Raw genomic sequence first — 23,112 nt, 5'->3', positions numbered from 1 at the left:
ATCGCAAGGCTTTGGGATTGCTTCGCGGAGCTCGCAATGACATATTTTGTAAGTTCTAAATAATTTACTCAAATGTCTATTGTAGCGGTTTAGGGTTCAAGGGGTATAACGTACAAAATGCAGTAGTTATAGGAATTCTATTTTAGAGAGTAACTTAGGCTAGCCCATCAAATACAGCCCCACCTGGTTGACTTATATTTGCCAAGGTTAAGATAAATTAAAGTATTAACCTCTATTTCAATCCCAGTATTACCTATGAACCCTGCCCTCACTAAATTTGGTGCTCAGATGTCCAACCTCACGGGCGTTAGAGCGATTATGAAAGACATTATTGAAACCCTCAGAGCAGGCGAAGGGCAGGAGTTTATCAATTTAAGCGCGGGAAATCCGGTGATTTTGCCGGAAGTTGAGCAATTATGGCGGGATTGCACGGCGGATCTGCTGGCTAGTTCCGAATACGGCGAGGTGGTTTGTCGCTACGGTTCCAGCCAAGGCTATCAGCCGTTTATCGATGCTGTACTCAAGGATTTTAACGATCGCTACGGCTTAAGATTGAGCGATCGCAACATCTTAATCACTCCCGGTAGCCAATCTATCTACTTCTACGCCGCCAACGCCTTTGGCGGCTACACTGCTAGCGGACAACTCAAACATATCGTTTTACCCCTGAGCCCCGATTACACTGGTTATGGTGGCGTTAGCTTAGTCCCGGAGGCGGTTGTTGCTTACAAGCCGACTTTGGATATTGACGCTAAGGCTCATCGCTTCAAATACCGCCCCGATTTCAGCCAATTGTCTATTGACGAGAATACTGGTTGCGTGATATTTTCTCGCCCCTGCAACCCCACTGGTAACGTACTTACCAACGACGAAGTAGAAAAAATTGCCGCTTTAGCGGCTCCCTACAATGTGCCGGTGTTGATTGATTCTGCCTATGGCCCTCCTTTCCCGGCGTTGAATTTTACCGAGATGAAGCCGATTTTTGGGGGGAATATCATACATTGTATGAGTTTGTCTAAGGCGGGTTTGCCTGGGGAGCGCATTGGGATTGCGATCGGTGAGGAAAGGATGATTCAGGTATTAGAATGTTTCCAGACTAATATGTGCATTCATTCACCGAGGTATGGACAGGCGATCGCATCTCGCGCGATCGCTTCTGGAGCTCTAGCTGATATTGCGGAGAATGTAATTCGCCCGCACTATCAGAAGAAGTTTAAGATTTTAGAAACCACCCTCGATAAATTCATGCCTAAAGATTTGCCTTGGTTCTTACATCGCGGCGAAGGGGCAATTTTTGCATGGTTGTGGTTGAAGGATTTACCGATTACTGATTGGGAATTTTATCAGCAGTTGAAACAAGTCGGCGTGATTGTAGTTCCTGGTAGTTCTTTCTTCCCTGGTTTGCGAGAAGATTGGCGGCACAAACAAGAGTGTTTGCGGATTAGTTTGACGGCTACTGATGCTGAGATTGAAGTTGGAATGCAGCGGTTAGCTAAGATTGCTGAACAGGTTTATCAGTTGTCGGCTGTTAAGTAATAGTAAGGTGGGCGCAGTCATTGGTGTCAACTTAAGCTTAAACCTGCCAGGGATTTAAGTCTCTTAGCAGCGCCCACCATACAATTGAAATTTAAGCAGAAAAGGTGAGTAAAATGGTGATAACCTCAATTCAAGCTGAACAGCGAGTTTTACTACAAAACATCAGTTGGGAACTCTTTGAAAGCCTGCTATTGGAACTTGGCGAAAATCGCTCTAGCCGACTCGCTTATTACCAAAGAAACCTAGAAATTATGACACCGCTGCCGGAACATGAAAATCGGAATAGGCTGATCGATCGTTTGATTATTGCTCTGATAGAAGAATTGAATATTGAATATAATCCCTTTGGCTCGATGACGATTAAGCGTCAAAAGAAAGGTGTAGCTAAAGAACCTGATTCGTGCTACTATATTCAAAATGAGGCGCGAGTTAGAGGTAAAACAGAGTTAGATTTTACCCAAGATCCGCCACCAGATTTAGCTATTGAAGTTGATATTACTAGCAGTTCTTTAAATCAATTTGATATTTATGCAGATTTGGGTGTACCGGAAATCTGGCGCTATGATGGAGAAAATATTAAATTTTATCAATTACAAAATGAGGAATATATCGAGTGCGATCGCTCTCCTACTTTCCAAATACTTACAGTCACTAAGGTTGATGAATTTCTCGATCGGTGTCAAAGTTTAGGTGTGAGTACGGCAGTGCGAGAATTTCGAGAATGGGTGAGAGGTCAGTAAAGTTAAAGTTATGGCTGCTGAAGATATCAAAGAACTTACTCCAGAACAAATTGCACTCATACCAATTATTCGGGATGAGTGGATACCAATTTATTTAGATACAACGCCGATAGATAAACAAAAGGCAGAAGCGGCGATTCGGCTTGCTTACGAGTGCGCCGAAGTGGAGCCGCCTAAACAAATATTGTGGTTCGATAATCCCCTAGATGCGGCAAATTATATAATTTCTACTTATACTGTGAGGGATGATGACGGGGGTTATGCTCACAATGGTGATGACGGGAGTTATTCTCTCAAGGATGAGTTCGACTTTGGTTATGATGTCAGGGATACTGTTTGGGAAGCTGTATGGGGTGCTGTCACAGACGCTGTTGAGGATTCTATCCGGGATGATGTTGGCTTACCTGCCTGGGATTTTGTGATAAGTGCTGTTTGTGATATTACCTGGGATTTTGTGATACCTGCTGTTGATGATATTGGTTTCTATCCTGGTGGAAATGCTGTCTGGAATGCTATCAGGGATTTCAAGAGAGGAGAAGATTCGGAGTCTATCATAGATGATGAATGGGTTCCCTTTTTTGCCTATTTTGATAGCATTGGTATTGACTGTTTAAAGGTAAAGGGTTTGTTAGCGACTGGCAAACACTGTGGCTGGTGGGGGGCATTTAGGGTGGCATTTAAGGATGTAGCTGTCGCTATTCCCAAACCCTCAGTAATTCACTTAGATAATCGAGGTAGATTGCACGCTGAAGGAGTGCCAGCCGTTGCTTATCAAGGATTCAATGTCTACGCCTATCATGGGGTAAGATTGCCCGAAAAATATGGAATACTTCACCCGGAAAAATGGCAATCTCAATGGTTGTTAGAAGAAGATAATGCCGAACTAAAACGAGTTCTAATTCAGGGAATTGGTTACGATCGCATCTGTCAAGAATTGCAAGCCGTAGAATTAGATAGCTGGCAAGAATACACTTTGTTAAGAATTGATTCAAATATTGATGTAGAGCCGATTTATCTGTTAAAGATGACTTGTCCGAGCACGGGATACATTCATGCTTTGAGAGTACCGCCTGATATGGCAACAGCACGAGATGCAATTACCTGGGTAAATTGGGGAATTGCGCCAGAAGAATTTGCGGTACAAACTTAACTCAAATAAGTCGATAAATAAACCTGAAAATTTAAAGCTAAAAGGACATCTTTACTTTAAGCAAACCAGCCCCAAAAATGCGAATTTGTAAAGAAATATTACAAAATTAGAATTCGGCGTAAAAACTGGGAGGAGAGACAGATAAAGAGATAGAACATCAGAAATCACAGGTAAGCAGCCGATGGAAAAATATGTTTTTTTCCTTTATATAATATTAACTCTCAAGAAAAGCGCTCCCTCTTGTACTGCATAACCTCTCAACCTTGATATATAAACAGTCGTACAGTTCATCTATCTAAAGGTATACTTATAGACGAATACTACAGATAAAATTGCGATATAAGGTGGTTAGGACATTTTAGTTTCCTCAAACCCTTAATTCTCTTCCCTTCTTCCTCTTCTTCCTCTTCTTCCCCTAGCCCCTAGCCCCTAGCCCCTAGCCCCTAGCCCCCTAACCGCCTTGGCGGTTATAACTGCATCCACACTTCAGGGAAATTAACGATGAAACAAGAAATTGAAGCCGATTACATTAAAGCAGAAAAAGCTTATATGCAAGGTGAATATGCAGAAGCAGCCGAAATCATCGATCTGTTAGCCGCAAATTTTCCTGATTGTCCCTTCGTTCATTTATTCCGGGGTTATATCTACGGCTACGGGCTAGAGGAGTATGAAATTGCGAGGGAAGAGTACGAGTTAGTTTTGACTTTAGTACCCCACGATCAAGAATTGGTAAATAATGCTCTTCAGGGAACAGTTTACAGCGAAAGATTGTTGAAAATTAGGCAAAATAAAACATAAATTTGGTAATTGGTAATTGGTAATTGGTAATTTAGGACTTACAAAAGCATCCGTAACGCCGCCATCTTGGCGGTTTCTTGACCCCCAAGATGGCGGCGTTACGAAGCGTAATACTTAAATCCTAATAAAAATTACTCAAATTACCCGATAAACAAAACTAAAAGTTGCCCAATTATTGACATCTAGAGCAAAATCTTCAGTTGTGACTCCTGCTTCTTGTACCCCTGGAATGCTAGCAATATGCAAATCTTGCAGCACTCCCTTAGCAACCTTCAAAGGATTTAAAAGCACGCGAATTGGCAAAGTATCTCTAATTTTCTGCATTCCTCCTTCCAAAGCAGCAAGAGTATTAGTAAAGGGAGCTTGACTAAGTACAATCTGAGTTTCAACTAAACCTAATGACCCGTGAATTAACCATCCAAAAGTATTTGTGGCTGTAGTTACCAAATTGGGAATAGGTGGTATATAAATACTTTCTCCAGGCGCGATCGCAAAGGGTGATAAACTGGCAGTATCTTCACCGACAGCAGTTTCAGCCAAAGGAGGATTAAAGGCGATCGTCTCTCCTCGACTATCCAAAGAAAACACCATAAAATAAAGTGGGAGATCGCTGCCATTGTACAATTTGTATTGAATGCGAGTCCCCACAGGTAAATCCACAATGCCATCAGCATTGAGGTTTAAACTGTCGCTAATGTCTGCTTCAGTATTCTCAAAAGCTCGTTGAGGTACTTGCTCGATTAAAACCTCCACTTGTGGAGCAATTGTACCCAAAGTTGCTCTTACTTTTAACAAAGAAGATCCAACATTTGCTATCAACCTCAATAACTTAGCAGCTAGTAGAGTATTCAGTTGCGGTGCTAAGCGCTGCACTGCCGCCTTCACAGCTTCTTCGCCATTCCCTATAGTATTGGGAATCAGACTTTGTCCCACAGAAAACAAACCGTAACGATCTTGATATAGAGAAGGCAATGGAGTATTTTGCCTCTGGGTTGCACCCTCTAACACTCGCCCAAATCGATAGTCTGCTAATTCTTCTCCTGTCACTACTGAGACTTGGGGAATTGCAGTAAAAGCACTGGTAGCATCTACTCGCTCAATGCGTTCTAATTGAGAGTCTAAAGCTACTATCAAACCAATATTTCGGGGCAAAACCCGAATCCTCTCGCGCACGAGTTGACCGACTTGCGGGGCGACAAATTCTCCGATTGTACTGGCTAATTCCCTAATTTGTGTTTTAGCAACTAGACCATTGCGCGATCGCACTTGTAATCGAGGTGTGATTTCCGGGACTAAACTAAATACAGAATTTACCCCATAAAAGTTAAGAATATTTCCGGGCAATCCTCCCAGCCATAACTGTACATTTTTCCCGCCCTCCTCAACAGCAATTACTGCGCCATCACCAGCAGGAGTATTTGAAATTAAAGATGAAAAATTACCAATTAGTTTTTCATCTTTGGAGTTTTGATTTTGAAGTTGGGGAAAGGGAGCGCTTGGTGTTAATTTAGATATAGCGCTAGCAGCTTGACTGAAACTAATTTGCAGATTTGCAGCATCCGTTGTTTGCCAAAGAGATTGAGTCAGGGCGTAAGTAAACACACCAGCACTAAAGCCATTCCACCCAAGTTCTGCGGCTAATTGATAGGGCTTAGCGGTTGTAATTTTAGGTGGCAACTTGATGAAATTTGGTGTGGCTGCGATCGTTCTTAGTTCTTTTAACAAGACTAATTCTTCGTTGCTAATTTGCCCAAAGGTGGGGCGATATCGGGAACGAATTCGCAAATTGCCGATTAAGTCTGTGCCGGGATAAACATAACTGGCATCGAGAATCGCGATCGCATTGTCTGTAGGTAGCGATTGTAACAATAGTAACAAAGTCTCTTCTAGTAGATCGTTGGCGATCGGCGCTGACTCTGTAGGCAAAAGATCATCTACAGGCACTAAACTATTTTGCACCTGTTCCAAGGACGCATCTAAACTAATTCGGCTACCGAAACCGCTGAAGTGAAAAACAACTACATCTCCCGCCTTAGCTTGTTCCCTCAGATGGCTATTGAAAGCTGCTTCAATGTTCTGCCTGGTAGCAAGGCTATCAGTTAAGCTGAGAATATCCGAAGGTACAAAGCCAAACCGAGAAATCAGTAGTTCTCGTTGCATTTCCAAATCCGTAACACAGCCACGCAGGGGCGTACTTTGTGCCTCTAAGTTGGGATATTGATTTATCCCCACTAACAGTGCTAACTTGCGCCTTGTTGGCTGCGCTAAAGCTTGGGCGTAGCGATCGCTCATTTGCCATAATAAAGCCTCGCTAATCCCCAGGGCCGCCAGCAGCCAGCCAGATCGTTGTAAAAATTTCCGCCGATTGAGTCCCATGCGTGATTCCTGAGATCCTACCTGAGCTAATATTCTCAGACTAGAGAGGATTAGCAACAGATTTTTAATACGAATTTTATTAATCTTTAGCAATCCCCGTAGATACCCCAACCCGATCGTAAACATAGGGGGATAGAATATCAGTCATAACTCCCGCTTTTTTAGAGGTAATTAGGGGTACAGACGAGAATCCTACATTTTCTTTAAAAGCCATCGCTTGACATTAAAATGTATTTTTTGAACTTGCACATCGCCCTTCGTAAAGCCGCCCTCTGGGCGGTGACTTTACCGCCCAAAGGGCGGCGCTACAAATAGATTTGCGTAAATCCTACTACTCAAATCTCATAAGCGTAAATATTCATCGCCCGCGCTAATTCTGCCGCTACTTCTGGCCGTGAAAATTCCGGCGGTGGCAATTTGCCTTCTCGTAACATTTGTCGCACCTTTGTCCCGGATAAATGTACTCGCTGTTCTGGTAAACTTGGACTTGTTTTTGTAGTAGCCATTTGCCCCGTCAATTTACAGTAAAAAGCGTGTTCAAATTTCATCGGCACGATCCCCAATGCTGCGGGGTCAAATTCTTCAAAAATATGTTGGGCATCGTAAGTTCCATAGTAATCACCTACCCCTGCATGATCCCGCCCGACAATGAAGTGCGTACAGCCATAATTTTTGCGGATTAAAGCATGGAAAATTGCTTCTCGCGGCCCTGCATAGCGCATGGCTGAGGGGTTAATCGCTAGAATTACTCGGTCTTGTGGGAAATATTTTTCTAACAGGATTTCGTAACAGCGCATCCGCACGTCAGCGGGGATGTCATCTTCTTTTGTTGCGCCAACTAAGGGATGTAAAAACAATCCATCTACTATTTCTAAAGCGCATTTCTGAATGTATTCGTGAGCTCTGTGGATGGGGTTGCGGGTTTGGAATCCAACTATGGTTTTCCATCCTTTTTCTTTGAACAAAGCTCTTGACTTTGCCGGGTCTATTTGATATTTGGGAAATAGGGGGTGATCTAGGCGTTCCATTAGCCATACTGGGCCAGCGAGGTTAATTGGGCCACACTTGTCTAGTACCTGTACGCCGGGGTGTTTGAGGTCATCAGTTCTGTAGACGTTGATTACCTCGATTTCTTTGCTGTAGGAATATTTTTCAGTTAGTTCTAAGATGCCTACAAATTCGCCGTTGGGGGAGTCGAGGCGGACTAAGGTACCTTCTTTGAGGCGATCGCTTACTTCTTGGGAGACGGGAAGAGTGACGGGAATTGACCAAGGGAGGCCGTTTGAGAGGTGCATATCGGCGACGACGGATTTGTAGTCATCGCGATTCATAAACCCCGTCAGGGGGCTAAAACCACCGATCGCAATCATTTGTAAGTCGGAGAGGGCGCGATCGTCTAACTGAACTCGCGGTAGAGTTTCTGCTTTGTGGAAAAATTCTTGTCTCTGATCTAGTGTGGCAATACGGTTGATCAGTTGACCGCCGTGCGGCGGAATGCTATCTAAATACTGACTCATGTTAATTTGGGTTTTTAGCTTGTAGCTACCAGTGTCCATACTATCAAGCTCTGAGACTCTGGACTTACACATTTGTAACGCCGCCGTCCCGGCGGTATCAGATGCTTGTAAGTCTTGGCAAATTCTGGCATAGCCAATTTCTTGAATTAATACTCGTCGAACTTCGGCGTTTTCTTCTGTTAATAGCCATTGGGATTGCCATCGTTATTTTATCCAGCTTATACAGCTAGCAGGTCGCCCAGAAACCGGGTTTTTTAGAGAATCTGCGGGTTTGGGCGAAGTATTTTCGTAAAAAAACCCGGTTTCTTTGGTTGGGTGCGTAATTCCTGTTTTATTCCCAGTTACGATCGCACTCCAAAATTAAAATAAGGCGGACAAAACCGCCCTAATGATTAACCTTGACTCTCAATAATCCCGCCGCCTAGTAAAATATCTCCATCGTACCAAACAGCCCCTTGTCCGGGGGTAATACCAAACTGCGGCTCATCAAAAATCAACTTTACCCTAGCATCTGCCAAAGGAATTACACTCACCGGTACAGGGTGCGATCGATAGCGAATTTGTACCTCGGCCCGAATTGGAGCCCCTGGTTCCGCGATCGAAACCCAATTTACCCGGTTGACAGTACACTCACTTTGTGCAGCAGAAGCGCGATCGCCCACAATTACCCGATTTCGGGCCACATCTAAACCAATCACATAAAGCGGTTCCGCCCATGCAATCCCCAAACCCTTCCGCTGGCCAATCGTGTAATGTTGAATCCCATCATGTTGACCCAAAACCCGCCCATCTTTGTCAACAATGTCACCTTTAAGCGGAGCAATATACTTGTCCAGAAAAGCCCGCATGGAACCGTTACTTTCCACCAAGCACAAATCCTGACTTTCCGCCTTATCAGCAGTTTTCAAGCCAAATTCAGCCGCAATTCGTCTTGTTTCCGTCTTCGTAATATCCCCCAACGGAAACACAGATCCAGCCAGCATTTCTTGTGTCAGATCGTACAAGAAATAAGACTGATCTTTCGTAGAATCCACAGCCCGCCGTAATTGATACCGATCTACTGACCCATCGTAACTAATCTGAGCGTAGTGACCAGTGGCAATCTTTTCAATTCCCAACTTTTCGCGAGCATAGCGCAACATCGGGCCAAACTTCACAGTCCGATTGCATTGCGAACAAGGTAGCGGCGTAATTCCCGCGCCGTAACCCTCCACCAAATAATCTACAATACTTGCCTGAAAAAGATCCCGGCTGTCCACAATTTCGTGGGGAATCGCCAATTGTTCGCAAATCTGGGCCGCATCAACCATGCCCTCAGAGCAACACTGGCCCTTACCCTTCATCAGCCACAAAGTCAATCCCACCACCTCATAGCCCTGATGGTGTAAAATTGCGGCTGCTGTCGAACTATCTACCCCACCGGAGAGGCCTACTACAATTTTGTTCATGGTTGGAATCCCGAATAGGGATTTAAGACAAGCAGTCGAATCCCTATTATAAACTATTACGACAGAAGTTAATGATAAGCCTAATAAGCAAGCCTACGATCGCACCAATCGCGGAGGAACGCCGGATGCCTTTACCATCGATTATATTACATAAATACTACAATTGGCTGTTAGTGTTCTTAGGAGCAAGTTTAGCAATAACACCCGTCGCTAGTGGCGCGATCGCAGAGCGGGGGAGCGGGGGGGCTCTTGAGCAGGGGAGCGGGGGAGCGGGGGAGCTCTTGAGCAGGGGAGCAGGGGAGAATTACCAACTACCAATTACCCATTACCAATTACCCATTACCAATTACCAATTACCAATTACCAATTACCAATTACTCGCTCAAAACTACCCACCATATCCCCCATTACAACAGTACAATCCTCCGCCTTTTCCAGATAACAGAATTCCAACTGGTCGCTACGTAGTTTATGTCAACGGCGATAGCCCTCTCTTGCTACAATTCGTCCAGCAAGTAGAGCCAGCAGCAACAGTATTACTATACAAAGAGCGCCGAGTAATTGAAGCTGGCAGCTTTTTTGATGAAAGTTCAGCTCAACTGCGCGTATTACAACTACGAACTATCGGCGTTGAAGCCCAAATTACTAACCTTAAAGACGGTCAAGAATTTAGCGAACTAATACCCTTTCAACAACCAAATTATTACCCAGTTACGCCATCTTTAGTTCCAATTCAACAGCCTAATTTTATCCCAATTTCGCCCAATTCTTTCCCACAGAATAATCCGGGAACGGGCACTGGACTCTATCAAGTGGTTGTGGATACTGGTAGTGCAACTTTATCCCAAGTCCGGGGTGTAGAATCAACAGCTTTTGTGCGACAATATGGTGGAGTCCAAATAATTCAAGCCGGAAGTTTTGGCGACCAAATTAATGCTGAACGTCGCATAGAAACATTAGCAGCGCAAGGAATTCCGGCTACTATTGTTCGCAGCGGTCAAGAATTTAGTAATACTATACCCAATCAACCACTTTTTACCCCAAATCAACCTTATCTCCCTCCAGTTCAGCCTTATATTTCTCCAACTCAGCCTTATATCCCACCCGCTCAAAACTTAGGTCAAAGTAATGCTAATTCCTATTTTGTTGTAGTCTCAGGAAATAGAGGAGATTTACAGCAAATTAGACAAGAGATTTTACGCTTAGGAGTATCAGGAGATATCGTTGTTGCTACAGATATAGGAGGAGATCCGCACGTCAAAGTTGGGCCATTTACTGACCAGCAAATAGCAGAACGTTGGGAACGTTACCTCCGAGATTCAGGGATTAAAACGGCCCGAATTTATTTCGGACAGTAATAGTATAGCTAGGAGCTAGGGGCTAGGGGCTAGGGGCTAGGGGCTAGGGGAAGAAGGGGAAGAAGGGAATAGAACCAGCGAGTTTCAGGAACTTAGAACGTTCTAACCACCTTGGCGGTTGCTATAGCATAAAACTGGTGGGGCGAGTTCGCCAAATTTTAGATAAATCAACTAAAAATATGATAAATCCGCCCCGATTATCAATCAATTCTTAGCCTTAGAAATCGACTTAGAAATCGGTTTTTCTAACAACTCTGCTGGGGGTTGGAGATTGACAATTTCAATGTCTAAACCCAGAGGGAGAGGCGGAAGTTTTGGCATACTAATTTCTAAATCCCCTGTTCCGCTTGCTAAGCGAGATGCGAGAATTTTAGGCATGGCCGGTACTTTTTCTGCTGTTTCCAGAGTTTTGACCATTTGAGCTAAAGCAAACTCTAATTGCTGGCCTGGATCGATCGCTACCCAGCCTTGATTAGTCATCGCCCGTAGTTCAAAGTGTAAGTGAGGGCCTGTAGACATCCCCGTACTCCCAACTCGACCAATTACTTCTCCTTGCTGTACCCATTCACCGGGTTTAACAAATAGTTCTGAAAGGTGGCCGTAGAGAGTTTCTTGGGATTGTTTATTATGGTCAAGAACAACAGCGAGGCCGTAGCCGCCTAACCAATCTGCGATCGCAACTTGACCCGCATAAGCTGCCAAAACAGGCGTTCCCATCGGCGCACCTAAGTCTGTACCCGTGTGAAACCTGCCCGAACCTAGCACTGGATGAGTCCTCCAGCCAAAAATTGAGGTAATTTCAGCGGGGATAGACAGGGGAAACATCATCCGTAGATTGCCATTTCCAGGTAATGCAGGCGGCCGGGGTGTCTGATTGTAATAAGCAAAACCAGAATCGCTCATACTGCTGACAGTAATCGGGCCGACTTGGATAGACCCAATATTGGCAACTGTAGCCTCCCCGTTTGAGGAGTATCCCGACCCAGAGGAGTATCCAGCCGTAGCAGAGTATCCCGACCCAGAGGCATATTCCGACCTAGGGGCATATCCAGCCTCAGAAGACTCTGCCTGTGCATAAGAGGCTCCCGGCTGTTGTTGCTGGCCATTTTCCCAGGCTTTACGACCTGTAGGGGCGGCGACATTTTCAGCGTAGGGGTTCCCCGTGTTCGCATCCGCTGTCTGCTGCTGTGGCGCTGGGGGAGCACACAAGGCTCCGGCAATTTCTTGTCCGGTTCCTACAACAGCGTCGCAACCAGTTGAGCGTTCGGAAAACTGAACTGCTGTGGGTGCTTCGTAGGTGTTAGTCGCACCCACACTGTAGTCAGTGGGATCGATGTAGGCGTTATTGGGGCTGGCTGGGGCTTCAGCATTATATTCTGGATCACTGGGTGCTTCTACCGTTGGTGGAGCAATTTCTGGTTCTGGCAAATACGGCTCTGGGGCGGCCGCTGCGGGGGCTTCTGGAATGTACTCTGGTTCTGGGGCGTATTCGGGGGTTTCTGGAATGTATTCTGGTTCTGGGGCGTATTCGGGGGCGGCAGCAGAGGGTTCTGGCGGGGCGATTTCCGGTTCGATTGGGGCTGGTTCTGGGAGGCTAGGAGGGGCTTCGGAGGCTTCTGGGGCAGTTATTTCTACTTGCGGAGCCTCGGTTTGGGCCCAAACCATACCTTTACTGAGCATTCCTAGACTAGCAATACAACCGATGCCTAACAGTAGGGAACGTTGAGATAATAGCCGCAATCGAGTGCGATCGCTAATAGGGTTCATTTTTTCCTGTTTGGCGGTTGCCAGGGATTTTAGTTTTTTATCTGAGTAAACTGGTTTCACGATCTTTTTCACAACTTAATATCGGGCTTGTGGCATGGGGGGTGAGGGCTGCAAAGAAACCGATAACTCATCCGTTAAATCTGTTGGGAATTTTGTTGTTGTTCTATAGCCCAGAATGATTGTAACGGGCTTGAGGCAAATTTTGCCTTTGGACTCTGTTACAGTTTCAGTTTTTAGTAAGGGGATTTTTTGAGTAAAATCGCATTTGCAGTCCGTCTGTGGCGTTGACGGGGAGGATCTCTAGTTTGTGTCCGTCTAATTTTAGCGGATGCCCGATTTTGTTCTGGAGTTTCTGGCGATCGCTACTTCCTTGTATCTTCTTGCTTGTATATTCTATCTTCTATCTTCTATCTTTTTCCTTCTTCCTAAACTCAAAATCCCGGAGATTTGGTGACTACTTCAAAGCCATCAAATCCCCAGGATTTCAACACTATCTTCTCTACAGAAGATTAAATTATCCCGAACCGATCGCCATCTACTCAGCAGTAGCCAATTCTGTACTACCAGTACCACGCTTGCGAGTGAGCGTATTGTAGAGCATTTGTCCGATCGCTTTCACTAAGCTGCCTTCCAATTCCATGAATAACTTCATGTTCATGCCAAAAGCTGCGTTTGCTTCATCGACAATGCGATCGCAGGTTGCATCATCCAAATCTAAACTATCCAGAGATTGACGGTAGTTATTTTTAAACGCCTTCTCATCTGGAATTCCAGGGAATTCGTAGAAATCAGTACCAACCCCATCCGACAGATTCATCGCCCGTACAGCAATTCCTTTGAGAATTTGACCGCCGGATAAATCGCCGATGTAGCGAGTGTAAGAGTGAGAAATTAATAATTCCGGTTCTTTTGCCGAAATTTCTCTAATTCTCTGTACATAAGCTTTAGCAGCCTTCGAGGGGGCTACTACATCGCGCCATTGAGGGCCGTAGTAATAGTTTAAATCTTTCTCTAGGCTCTGTTTGCGGTTCAACTCAGGAAAATAAATTTTGGAAACTACCGGATGTTCGCGGTGGCGTTCGATTTCTTCTTCCATTGCTGAGTAAATGAAGTAGAAGTTTGCCACTAAAGGCCGGTATGAATTTTTTTCGACAACGCCTTTTAAAAAGCACTTGACAAAACCCACGTTTTCTGCCATCGTGTGGGCTTTTTTCGTTCCTTCGCGCAATTTTGCTGCTAAATTGATGCTCATATCTATAATTTTCCAATCTTCAAGTTTTGTGTTCGTCGGTCAATTCGCCAACAAGCTAAAAAATCACCTGACTTGTTACCTTAAACTGATTTGATGAGAGATTTTATTACGATTTATATAGCTAGGGGCTAGGGGCTAGGGGCTAGGGGCTAGGGGAAGAGGGCAATAGAATCAATGGTTTCAGCCATTCAGAGTGTCCTCGCCGTCTTGGCGGTTGCTATATTAGCGCAGAAAGCGGGTTTTTGACCCCGCGTGTAAGTCTTGCCAGTATTGCCCCGCCAGAGACGGGGCAATTATACTTAATGGCAGGGTTAAATATCCAAGTCGGTGAGGTTGAGTTTGGGGCCGTAGGTTTCGATGAATTCGCGGCGAGGTGCGACGCGATCGCCCATTAAAATTGTAAAGATACGATCGGCCTCAGCCGCGTCTTCAATTACAACTTGTTTCAGGGTTCGACTTTCGGGGTTCATTGTCGTATCCCACAACTGTTTTGGCATCATTTCACCTAAGCCTTTAAACCGTTGGATGGTGTAATTAGCGTTAGCGGGAAACTCGTTGCGAATCAGGTTTTGCAGTTCGCGATCGCTGTAACAGTAGAAATGATTGCGTCCCCGTTCTACCTTATACAGTGGAGGGCAAGCAATGTAAATATAGCCCTGATCGACAAGCGATCGCTGATAGCGATAGAAGAAAGTCAACAACAACGTCCGAATGTGAGCTCCATCTACATCAGCATCGGTATTTTTTGCCGCAACTCCACCTATGCCACAAATGAAGTTTTCATCACCGTCAACAGAGAAGTCATAGACATAATCACCAACTAATTCAATTTCTTGATTAGAAACCACTGGCAAGCCAATCAAATCATCACTGATATTAACATAGCCTGGTGATTTACGATTTGGGCTTTCCAAATGAGCCTCTATCTTACAGGCATTGGCATGGCGATGCCAAATTTGGCGGCATAACTCAATTTGGTCTTTACCACAAATTGTCAGACTGTAATAAGAGTGGCGCGTTTGAATTTCGGCATCCGCAGCAGTAGACGGTTGATGATGACTGGTACTGGCAATTAACCCCAATTGACCGAACAGGTACAGTAACCCATCCTTCAGCGTTTCTGAATTAGTGACAAAGGAGAAATTCTGACCGCAGCTAGTACCATCACCCAGAAAATAACCTTCCAGAAAAGCTGTTTGCAATTCCTCAGAAAGACTAAATAGAATATCTGGTAACTGCTTCTGATGCGCTACATTAGCTAACCCCCAAGATTGCAATAACCTTGCGGCTGCAACGCTGTGGAAATATAACTTAATTCCCTCACTGTCGGGGTCATTATATCGCCGAGTAGTCTGACCAAAGGTTAACTCAATTGCTGTACTAATTTCAGCAATAAACCGTTCATCTTTCTTGCCTAAATTTAGGCTAACTTGATGCTTACTCAAGCTTCCCTCAGCCACATACCAGCCCAAAAACCACATCAACTCGCGAGTAATTGGCAGATAGCGACCAAAGGCTTTATCTTGATGTGCTTGCGGTACAAGTTGTACATCATCGCCCAGTTGTTCAATTTCACTGAGGTTAAATTCCCCAAAGGGTTTATAACAACTTACCTCGCGCCATTTCGCATTTTTGCTGCTGTCATCCTGCGTCAAAAGTTCATCAATCTTAGAGGGCAAAACCTCAAATTTGAGGTCATCATCCCAGCCAAAAGCTTCCAAATAACTCAAGAATTGAGGTAAAATTGGCTGATTAATTCCGCGTTCCCAATGACTGATGGTAATTGGCTGTTTGACACCTAACGATGCGGCTATTGCTTGTTGGGAAACTCCCACAGCTTGACGCTGGGAAATCAGCTTTTGCCATTCTTCCGACTCCAGATAAACTCGTGGTTCATTCCACAATTCCGGCCGCGAAACTTTCGTTAAAGTCCGCTGACTAGCTATCTTTCGTACATCTTCACCTTGCAGGTAAAGTCCTTTAGTTAACTCAGCGCGATAGAAGGTTTCTAGCAAGTCAACTCGTGTAGGACTAACAGCGGGACGAGGCAAACGACGGCTTGAAACTAAGAGATCCCCCGGTTTAATCTCATTCCCTTTTTTGAGGACAACTTCGCCATTTTCCAAGACAAAGACGCTATGAGATGATGTTACTTTGATCGAGCGATTATAGCGCGTCGTCAGCTTATACATCGGTTCTTGATGACCGTGACGAATTACCGCTTTCAATGGTTGAAAACGAGTAGCTTTAGTAACGGGGTCAAAGGAGATAACGCGGTATTCATTGGGGTTACGACGACCATCAACGCAATCATCGATAAATCGACCAATTTTAACAAATTCCGTCTGTCCTCGATCGTCCATTACTAAGGTCGGTTCATCGCCAGCAACGCTCATAATGACGATGTGGTGATACCGCAATTGAGAAGGATCGAATTCATCGCCTCTGATCCCTAATCCCAAGGCAGTAATTAATGATTGAATTTCATTATTCTTGTAGATTTTGGCATCATCGGTTTTCTCAATGTTGAGAATTTTCCCGCGCAAAGGTAGGATGGCTTGAAATTGGCGATCGCGACCTTGTTTGGCACTGTTATGTACAAAAACTCCACTTGCCAAAGCAAAGTTATGACTGTTGGGAACTTCGATGTCATAAACATCATAGCGTTCTTCTAAGCGTTCTATAGAAACCACGCGGTGGTTGTAGTTCCGAATAGCATCGCGGGCATCAATGGGATCGCCATTAAAGTAACGCTTGCAGAAAGTTTCAAACTTCAACAGACTCTTATCCCCAGTCATCCGCCGATAACCATCATAAGCTTCTACATCCATAAAACCTTCACGAAGGTGAACTTGCTTCAACGCTTCAAGAGTTTTACGGTAATAAGTTTCATTTAACGCAGCCTTGCGTTTTTTCCGAAACTCTGGAGTCCATTGTTCCTGTGTCTTTTCGCGCCGCCACTCCAACAAAGCCGGGTCTTCCCATTGCAATGCAGCTAGTTGTGAATGAGCCTCACGCGCTTCAGGATTATTAGTAAAATGATTGCGAACCCGTTCGGACTGTGCAGCGCGATTAGCTTCATCACTCCAATACTCTTGCTGCGCTTGATTCAACTGTTCGTGAACTGCTTGGCGATAAGCTTCATTGTTCTCATAAAACTCGCGCCAGTTGTTCGTCATATAAGCTTTATACTCCTCATCTTCCCACTGAGCTTTCGCCTGTTCTGAAAGAATTTGCCGAGTTTTTGGCTCCTGCATCCGTTGGCTCATAAAGGCGCGATATTCTTCGGTTTGATGCGCTTGACGGCTCTTTTCAATCACGTCTGGCCGATGCAAACCTTTTTCCAAATTAGCACGATGTAGGGCTAAATGTTCCTGGGCTGGCATCCGCTGAATATTAGTCGGATTGTTGTTGAGTTTATTGAAATCAACATGATGGCGTTGGTTGCCATCTGCTGCTTGATAAACGCCATGTTCAAGGTTGTAAAAGTCGGCTAGTAGATGAGAATAAATCCACTTATCAGTATTCGGGTTCCAAACCATCTCATAACCGTCAATTAAACAGCCGCCCTCACCTTTTTTTGAACGCTTGCTATATAACGGCATCAACGAATCATCAGGCGTTAGTAATGCGGCTGCTTTATAACTACCATCTCGCAGCATGAAAGGATGATCGGGGGTACAAATAATAGTCTCCCCATTATCTAATGTCACTTGCACAACTGCTGCATTAGCCTTAGTCATCCGAGCGTTAGTAATCCGCTCTAAAGCAATGTTTCCACTCTCTCTGATGGTGTAGCAAAAATGCTCTTTGCCTTCTGCTTGTTCGTCAACTATCTCTCCAATAGTTTTTACTGTGCCATCAGCGAGAATTATTTTTTGTTGACGAAAAAAACAACCGCCAGCGGAATCGCCCTCGACCAGGTATATCTCTGATTTTGAGGGATCTCTGGAGCTACAATCAGCCAATTTCCCTGGCAAAGGAGACGATTCTAGGACTGATTTTCGCCTTACTAAGTCACGGGCACGTCGGGCAGCTTCAGCGGCTTTAAAGGCTTGAATTGCCTTCTCTAAAATGGTGTCGGCAACTTGGGGGCGAAACTCCAAATATTCTGTTAATACTTCGCCTACCAAGGAATCGACAATTCCCCGGACTTCAGTATTACCTAACTTGGTTTTAGTTTGACCTTCAAATTCTGGGTCAGGTACTTTCACAGAAATAACGGCTGTCAAACCTTCCCGAATATTTTCACCGCCGAGATTAGGTTCGTTTTCTTTAATCTTATTGCGCTTGCGGGCGATAGCGTTCATTGTCCGCGTTAACACCGCCTTCAACCCTTCTAAGTGAGTACCGCCATCGATGGTACGGATGTTATTTGCAAAGCCGAGAACGTTATCGCTATAGGCATCAATGCACCACTGCAAAGCAACTTCTATTTGTACGTTGTTGCGTTCCCCTTGGATGAAAATTACTTCTTCGTGTAGGGGTTGCTTATCGCGGTTCATGTAAGCGATGTACTCTTTGATACCGCCTTCATAGCAGTAGGTTTCGATGTGCGGTTCGCTGCTTTTGAGCAATTCCAATCTGCGATCGCTAAACGTAATTTTAACGCCAGCATTCAGATAAGCTAATTCTCGCAACCGCCCGGAAAGAATGGTATAATCAAACTCAATGCCTGTACTAAATATCTGCGTATCAGGCAAGAAAGAAACTGATGTGCCACTGCGATTTTCTTTGCTAGGCTTGTCAACCAGGTCTGTAACGGGAATACCGCGTTCAAAACGTTGATTGTGTACCTTTTTATCGCGCCAAACAGTGACTTCCACCCACTCAGACAAGGCGTTGACAACGGAAATACCGACCCCGTGTAACCCTCCAGAAACTTTGTAGCCGCCGCCGCCAAATTTACCGCCGGCGTGCAACACTGTCATTACTGTTTCTATTCCCGATTTGCCCGTCTTGGCAACGATGCCGGTGGGAATGCCGCGCCCGTCATCTGTTACAGTTACCGAACCATCGGCATTGATGTCAACTTCAATGTGAGTGCAGTGGCCAGCCAGCGCCTCGTCGATGGAGTTGTCCACAACCTCGTAAACTAGATGGTGTAGTCCTCGCGGGCCTGTTGTACCGATGTACATCCCCGGCCGTTTGCGGACTGCTTCGAGACCTTCGAGAACTTGAATTTGATCGGCGCTGTAACTGCTGGTCATACTAAATAGCTCCAATAATGGGGTATAAGCCCCTAAAGCTGCTCTTAAGCAAAAACTGTAAAAATTATAGCATAAAACGGTTAACGGCGCTGCTAGGGCATTCTCAAGATAAATTTATTGGGGGGATGCAGTCCTGAAGGTTTAAGCGATCAGGCCTGTTGACATTTGGCGGTGGGGCTGCTAGCAAGGTGAAGTTAGGGAGTGCGATCGCACTTGGGTGAGAGACGAGTGGGATCTATTGTAGGCGATCGCACTTCCGAAGATTGCAGGAGGGGCGATCGCTCTAGCATAAAGGTAAATCAATCTTTTAGTAATTCTTGCTGGCGCAACAATGTCCGCTCTTGACGTTTTGCAACGCCTGCATTATGAGCCCGGATTACTTGTTCTACTATCGCGATCGCTACATCAGGGTGAGCTTCCAGATACTCTGTCAACTTCTCTCGCACAAGAAATTCAACAAATTCTCTCACTTCCACATTAACTAAACGACTTCGGGTCGGCCCTTCAAATATGGGATTCGGTACTTTAACAGCAATGATGAAAGTGTAGCCACACTCTAAACCATCCATCCAGCCTAAAATTGGGTCTGCATCTTTGAGCTTGCCGAGCTTGCGGGCGATCGCGCTCACTGTGCGACGGATCGCCAATTTTAAGCTCTCGATGTGAGTGCCGCCGTCCAACGTGCGGACACTGTTTGCAAAACCCAAAAGTTGCCCGTCGGGGAAGCCATAATCGCTCGGAACGTACCACTGAAAGGCTATTTGTACTTGTATACCGTTGCGATCGCCCTCAATATAAATCACTTCTTCGTGGAGGGGTTGCTTATCACGATTCATGTAAGCAATATATTCTTTGATGCCACCTTCGTAGCAGTAGCTTTCGATGTGCGGTTCGCTGCTTTTGATTAATTCCAAACGGCGATCGGTAAACGTAATCTTAACGCCAGCATTCAAGTAAGCTAATTCGCGCAACCGCCCCGAAAGTGTAGTGTAATCAAACTCAATTCCTGTACTAAATATCTGCGTATCAGGCAAAAAAGAAACCGATGTGCCGGTGCGGTTTTCTACGCTAGGTTTGACAATCAATTCGGTAACTGGGATACCTCTCTCAAAACGCTGAGTATAAATTTGTTCCTCCCGCCAAACTGTCACTTCCAACCATTCAGACAAAGCATTGATGACTATTATCCCAACTCCATGTAGTCCCCCAGAAACCTTGTAACCGCCGTTGCCGTAACAGTCGCCTCTATAAAGAAACGTCAGGACTGTTTCTAAGAATGATTTGCCAGTTTTGGAATGGATATCAGTAGGAATGCCGCGCCCGTCGTCTCTCACTGTCACGGAACCATCGGCATTGATGTCAACTTCAATGTGAGTGCAGTAGCCAGCCATCACCTCGTTGAGGGAAGTGTCCACAACCTCGTAAACTAGATGGTGGAGTCCTCGCGGGCCTGTTGTACCGATGTACATCCTCGGCCGTTTGCGGACTGCTTCGGTAGATGTAAGAACTTGAATTTGATCGGCGCTGTAATTGGTCATACTAATATGGCTCCAATAATGGCGTATCAACCCCTAAAGCTGCTCTTAGTCAAAAACTGTAAAAATTATAGTATAAAACGGTTAACGGCGCTGCTAGGGCATTCTCAAGATAAATTTATTGGGGGGATGCAGTTCTGAAGGTTAAGCATCGCGCCTGTTGACATTTGGCGATGGGGCTGCTAGCAAGGTGAAGTTAGGGAGTGCGATCGCACTTGGGTGAGAGACGAGTCGGATCTATTGTAGGCGATCGCACTTGGGAAGATGGCATCCGGGGCGATCGCTCTAGCGTAAAGATATCCTCTTAAAGTCGAGACAGTAGTTCTTGCTTCTTGGCAAGAAATTCTTCTTCCGTGAGAATGCCTTGCTCTTTCAACTTACCCAGTTTTTCGAGAGACTGATAGATATTAGCAGCATCATTCCCCTTCTCATTTTCTAAATCTGAAACATAACTTTTGCCTTTCTCAAAGGCTGAATCATAAACCGTTTTAACTTGTTCTTCAACAAAGTTATTAAGGGAACCACCGCTAGAAAAAAGGTTGATCGCAACCTGTCCGACTGCATAAGTCGAAGCACCAGAAGCGATCGCCATTGATGCTCCACCAATCATCGTACCCAAACCAGGAAGTGCTTTGAGAAAACTCGCCCCCAGACGAGCAAGGCTAGTACCTGTAAGTGCTGAGACAAAGGTTTTACCCATGCTCTGAGAATAGCTAACATCGTAAACACGGGCAATTTGCTGGAGCATTTCCAGTTGAATAGCAGTGACAGCAACAAAATCAACCAGTGGGATTGGGATTAGCCCACCACCCATTGCCCATACTACATGGGATCTAATAATCGACTCGGCTTCAGTTTGTTTGCTCATAAATTTAACCTGTCTCAAGTTTTTGATGTCTCTATTTTGGCTAATTTATTGGTAAAGTGCTAACCCACCTCCCACCAATTACTACCCAAAAACAATCTACTCCTTTATTCGGCAACAAAACTAACTCGCCATCCCGACTTGTCGCCGATGTTCCCAGTGGGTTCAAAGTCGGTCAAGAGATGCAAAAACATCTCGATAGTTTTGTATTCTACCAGTGGGTCATGGGGTCTGCGATCGCCAGAATCAATTGACGTGCTATGACTGATGCCTTCTAAAGACAATGTTTAATTGTATACAACTTCATGTAAAATTGGTATAAGAGTTTGATAAATTTATTTGGGGATGCACTTCTTAGAGTTTTAGCGATGCCTGCGGCTGGCTACGCCTACGCGCTTATTGACATTTGACTGTAGTGTGAGATTAATAGCAAATGACAGGTTTAATTGTAATTTGTGGTGCGACGGCTACGGGAAAGTCGGGACTGGCTTTAGCCTTGGCTCAAAGGCTAGAAAGTGCGATACTTAGTGCAGACTCGCGGCAAGTGTATCGCGAGTTTAACATCGGTACGGCGAAACCAACGAAGCGCGATCGCGAACTTATCCCGCACTATTTAATTGATATCTGCTATCCTAAAGAAACTTTGACAGTAGCGGATTACCAGCAACAAACTCAAATATTAATTGAAAAGTTCCATCAGTCTAACACTGTGCCGCTGTTAGTTGGGGGAACTGGCTTATATATTAAATCAATCGTACACGGTTTGAAGATTCCCAGAGTCGCACCCGTACCAGAATTGCGATCGCAACTTACCACTCTCGGTCAACATCAATGTTACGCCATGTTGCAACAAGTCGATGCGATCGCAGCGCTCAAAATTCACGCCAACGATCCAGTCAGAACCTTAAGAGCATTAGAAGTATTTTATGTCACAGGGCGTACAATTTCCGAGCAGCAAGGCGAAAACCCGCCGACTTATCCGATTTTACAGATAGGTTTAGATTCCGAAGCTGGATTAGGCGATCGCATTGAACAACGCACGGAGGAAATGCTAGCATCTGGTTGGCTAGATGAAGTACAATTTTTGTGCGATAAATACGGCTTTGACTTGCCGCTGCTGAATACACTAGGTTATCAAGAAATAAAGCAATATTTATCTGGTAACATTAGTCTGGCTGAAGCTAAAAGTCTCACAGTGTTGCATACGCGGCAATTTGCCAAACGTCAGCGGACTTGGTTTAAAGCCTATCCTCAAATTGAATGGTTTGATGCTGATATGCCAGATTTGTTAGATAAAGTATGGCAGCGAGTGCAACATTTTCTAGCTACAATTCGTAACGCCGCCGTCCCGGCGGTAAAATAGTAGTCTAGAGGACGGAATTACAATTAAACTGGGGGGTCAGAAACCGGGTTTCTGCGTAGATGTCTAATTGAGAATCTTAGGTTTTTCATAGAAACCCGGTTTCTTTGCATAGTTTCTTTGGCCGGAGTGCGTAAGTCCTAATTTTTTTATAAACAAGACTTACGCAAAAGTATTAGTAACGCCGCCATCTTGGCGGT

15 protein-coding genes and 1 pseudogene are annotated in these 23,112 nt (G+C 44.9%); 6 read left to right on the top strand and 10 right to left on the bottom strand.

The window, feature by feature from the left end; genetic code table 11:
- The first annotated feature begins 255 nt into the window (after positions 1-255).
- From PY364_RS19335 to PY364_RS19320, 4 genes are all read left to right on the top strand, one after another.
- Positions 256-1,536 carry a valine--pyruvate transaminase gene (locus PY364_RS19335; RefSeq protein ID WP_275524937.1) on the top strand — a complete coding sequence of 427 codons (1,281 nt, stop codon included), beginning with the start codon at positions 256-258 and terminating at the stop codon, positions 1,534-1,536.
- Positions 1,537-1,649: 113 nt separating this feature from the next.
- The gene (locus tag PY364_RS19330; protein WP_275524935.1) at positions 1,650-2,276 is read left to right on the top strand and encodes a Uma2 family endonuclease; all 627 of its coding nucleotides are present in this window, start codon (positions 1,650-1,652) and stop codon (positions 2,274-2,276) included.
- Positions 2,277-2,286: 10 nt separating this feature from the next.
- Complete coding sequence (locus PY364_RS19325; protein ID WP_275524933.1) at positions 2,287-3,426, top strand: DUF6745 domain-containing protein; 1,140 nt, start codon at positions 2,287-2,289, stop codon at positions 3,424-3,426.
- Positions 3,427-3,927: 501 nt separating this feature from the next.
- Positions 3,928-4,224: a hypothetical protein gene (locus PY364_RS19320; RefSeq protein ID WP_275524932.1), complete on the top strand. Its 297-nt coding sequence runs from the start codon at positions 3,928-3,930 to the stop codon at positions 4,222-4,224.
- Between the two features lie 135 nt (positions 4,225-4,359).
- Here PY364_RS19320 and PY364_RS19315 read toward each other — a convergent pair whose 3' ends face one another.
- The 4 genes from PY364_RS19315 to mnmA form a co-directional block, all read right to left on the bottom strand.
- The gene (locus PY364_RS19315; protein WP_275524930.1) at positions 4,360-6,600 is read right to left on the bottom strand and encodes a caspase family protein; all 2,241 of its coding nucleotides are present in this window, start codon (positions 6,598-6,600) and stop codon (positions 4,360-4,362) included.
- A gap of 79 nt (positions 6,601-6,679) precedes the next feature.
- Entirely contained in the window at positions 6,680-6,814 is a 135-nt protein-coding gene (locus tag PY364_RS19310) for a hypothetical protein (RefSeq protein WP_275524928.1), read from the bottom strand.
- A gap of 121 nt (positions 6,815-6,935) precedes the next feature.
- Positions 6,936-8,117 carry a sulfate adenylyltransferase gene (gene sat, locus PY364_RS19305; RefSeq protein WP_275524939.1) on the bottom strand — a complete coding sequence of 394 codons (1,182 nt, stop codon included), beginning with the start codon at positions 8,115-8,117 and terminating at the stop codon, positions 6,936-6,938.
- A 392-nt stretch (positions 8,118-8,509) separates the two neighbouring features.
- Positions 8,510-9,565 carry a tRNA 2-thiouridine(34) synthase MnmA gene (gene mnmA, locus PY364_RS19300; protein ID WP_275524926.1) on the bottom strand — a complete coding sequence of 352 codons (1,056 nt, stop codon included), beginning with the start codon at positions 9,563-9,565 and terminating at the stop codon, positions 8,510-8,512.
- Positions 9,566-9,636: 71 nt separating this feature from the next.
- Here mnmA and PY364_RS19295 point away from each other — a divergent pair, with 71 nt between their 5' ends.
- A complete protein-coding gene (locus PY364_RS19295) occupies positions 9,637-10,923 on the top strand; it encodes a hypothetical protein (protein ID WP_275524925.1) in 1,287 nt (428 codons plus the stop codon).
- 204 nt (positions 10,924-11,127) lie between these two features.
- On the opposite strand, the gene PY364_RS19290 is transcribed toward PY364_RS19295, so the two are convergent.
- The 6 genes and pseudogenes from PY364_RS19290 to PY364_RS19265 all read right to left on the bottom strand — a co-directional run bounded on the left by PY364_RS19290 (position 11,128) and on the right by PY364_RS19265 (position 21,836).
- Positions 11,128-12,750: a peptidoglycan DD-metalloendopeptidase family protein gene (locus tag PY364_RS19290; RefSeq protein ID WP_275524924.1), complete on the bottom strand. Its 1,623-nt coding sequence runs from the start codon at positions 12,748-12,750 to the stop codon at positions 11,128-11,130.
- 475 nt (positions 12,751-13,225) lie between these two features.
- The gene (locus tag PY364_RS19285; protein WP_275524922.1) at positions 13,226-13,942 is read right to left on the bottom strand and encodes a heme oxygenase (biliverdin-producing); all 717 of its coding nucleotides are present in this window, start codon (positions 13,940-13,942) and stop codon (positions 13,226-13,228) included.
- 311 nt (positions 13,943-14,253) lie between these two features.
- Complete coding sequence (locus PY364_RS19280) at positions 14,254-19,152, bottom strand: ATP-binding protein (RefSeq protein ID WP_275524921.1); 4,899 nt, start codon at positions 19,150-19,152, stop codon at positions 14,254-14,256.
- A 317-nt stretch (positions 19,153-19,469) separates the two neighbouring features.
- Positions 19,470-20,690: pseudogene (locus tag PY364_RS19275) on the bottom strand (ATP-binding protein); the annotation flags it as partial.
- A gap of 301 nt (positions 20,691-20,991) precedes the next feature.
- A complete protein-coding gene (locus PY364_RS19270; protein ID WP_275524920.1) occupies positions 20,992-21,555 on the bottom strand; it encodes a DUF697 domain-containing protein in 564 nt (187 codons plus the stop codon).
- Between the two features lie 104 nt (positions 21,556-21,659).
- Positions 21,660-21,836, bottom strand: coding sequence for a hypothetical protein (locus PY364_RS19265; RefSeq protein WP_275524919.1), 177 nt, complete (start codon positions 21,834-21,836; stop codon positions 21,660-21,662).
- 149 nt (positions 21,837-21,985) lie between these two features.
- Here PY364_RS19265 and miaA point away from each other — a divergent pair, with 149 nt between their 5' ends.
- Positions 21,986-22,915: a tRNA (adenosine(37)-N6)-dimethylallyltransferase MiaA gene (gene miaA / locus PY364_RS19260; RefSeq protein ID WP_275524918.1), complete on the top strand. Its 930-nt coding sequence runs from the start codon at positions 21,986-21,988 to the stop codon at positions 22,913-22,915.
- The last annotated feature ends 197 nt before the right edge of the window (positions 22,916-23,112 follow it).

Source organism: Kamptonema sp. UHCC 0994 (genome assembly GCF_029167235.1).
Lineage (GTDB): Bacteria > Cyanobacteriota > Cyanobacteriia > Cyanobacteriales > Microcoleaceae > Kamptonema.
Note: the sequence above shows the minus strand (reverse complement) of the source record. Positions and strands in the feature narration are given on the sequence as shown.

Excerpts from the sequence above, each read along its gene's own strand:
- PY364_RS19335 (WP_275524937.1), top strand. The coding sequence starts at position 256 with ATGAACCCTGCCCTCACTAAATTTGGTGCTCAGATGTCCAACCTCACG.
- PY364_RS19330 (WP_275524935.1), top strand. The coding sequence starts at position 1,650 with ATGGTGATAACCTCAATTCAAGCTGAACAGCGAGTTTTACTACAAAAC.
- PY364_RS19325 (WP_275524933.1), top strand. The coding sequence starts at position 2,287 with ATGGCTGCTGAAGATATCAAAGAACTTACTCCAGAACAAATTGCACTC.
- PY364_RS19320 (WP_275524932.1), top strand. The coding sequence starts at position 3,928 with ATGAAACAAGAAATTGAAGCCGATTACATTAAAGCAGAAAAAGCTTAT.
- PY364_RS19315 (WP_275524930.1), bottom strand. The coding sequence starts at position 6,600 with ATGGGACTCAATCGGCGGAAATTTTTACAACGATCTGGCTGGCTGCTG.
- PY364_RS19310 (WP_275524928.1), bottom strand. The coding sequence starts at position 6,814 with ATGGCTTTTAAAGAAAATGTAGGATTCTCGTCTGTACCCCTAATTACC.
- sat (WP_275524939.1), bottom strand. The coding sequence starts at position 8,117 with ATGAGTCAGTATTTAGATAGCATTCCGCCGCACGGCGGTCAACTGATC.
- mnmA (WP_275524926.1), bottom strand. The coding sequence starts at position 9,565 with ATGAACAAAATTGTAGTAGGCCTCTCCGGTGGGGTAGATAGTTCGACA.
- PY364_RS19295 (WP_275524925.1), top strand. The coding sequence starts at position 9,637 with ATGATAAGCCTAATAAGCAAGCCTACGATCGCACCAATCGCGGAGGAA.
- PY364_RS19285 (WP_275524922.1), bottom strand. The coding sequence starts at position 13,942 with ATGAGCATCAATTTAGCAGCAAAATTGCGCGAAGGAACGAAAAAAGCC.
- PY364_RS19280 (WP_275524921.1), bottom strand. The coding sequence starts at position 19,152 with ATGACCAGCAGTTACAGCGCCGATCAAATTCAAGTTCTCGAAGGTCTC.
- PY364_RS19270 (WP_275524920.1), bottom strand. The coding sequence starts at position 21,555 with ATGAGCAAACAAACTGAAGCCGAGTCGATTATTAGATCCCATGTAGTA.
- miaA (WP_275524918.1), top strand. The coding sequence starts at position 21,986 with ATGACAGGTTTAATTGTAATTTGTGGTGCGACGGCTACGGGAAAGTCG.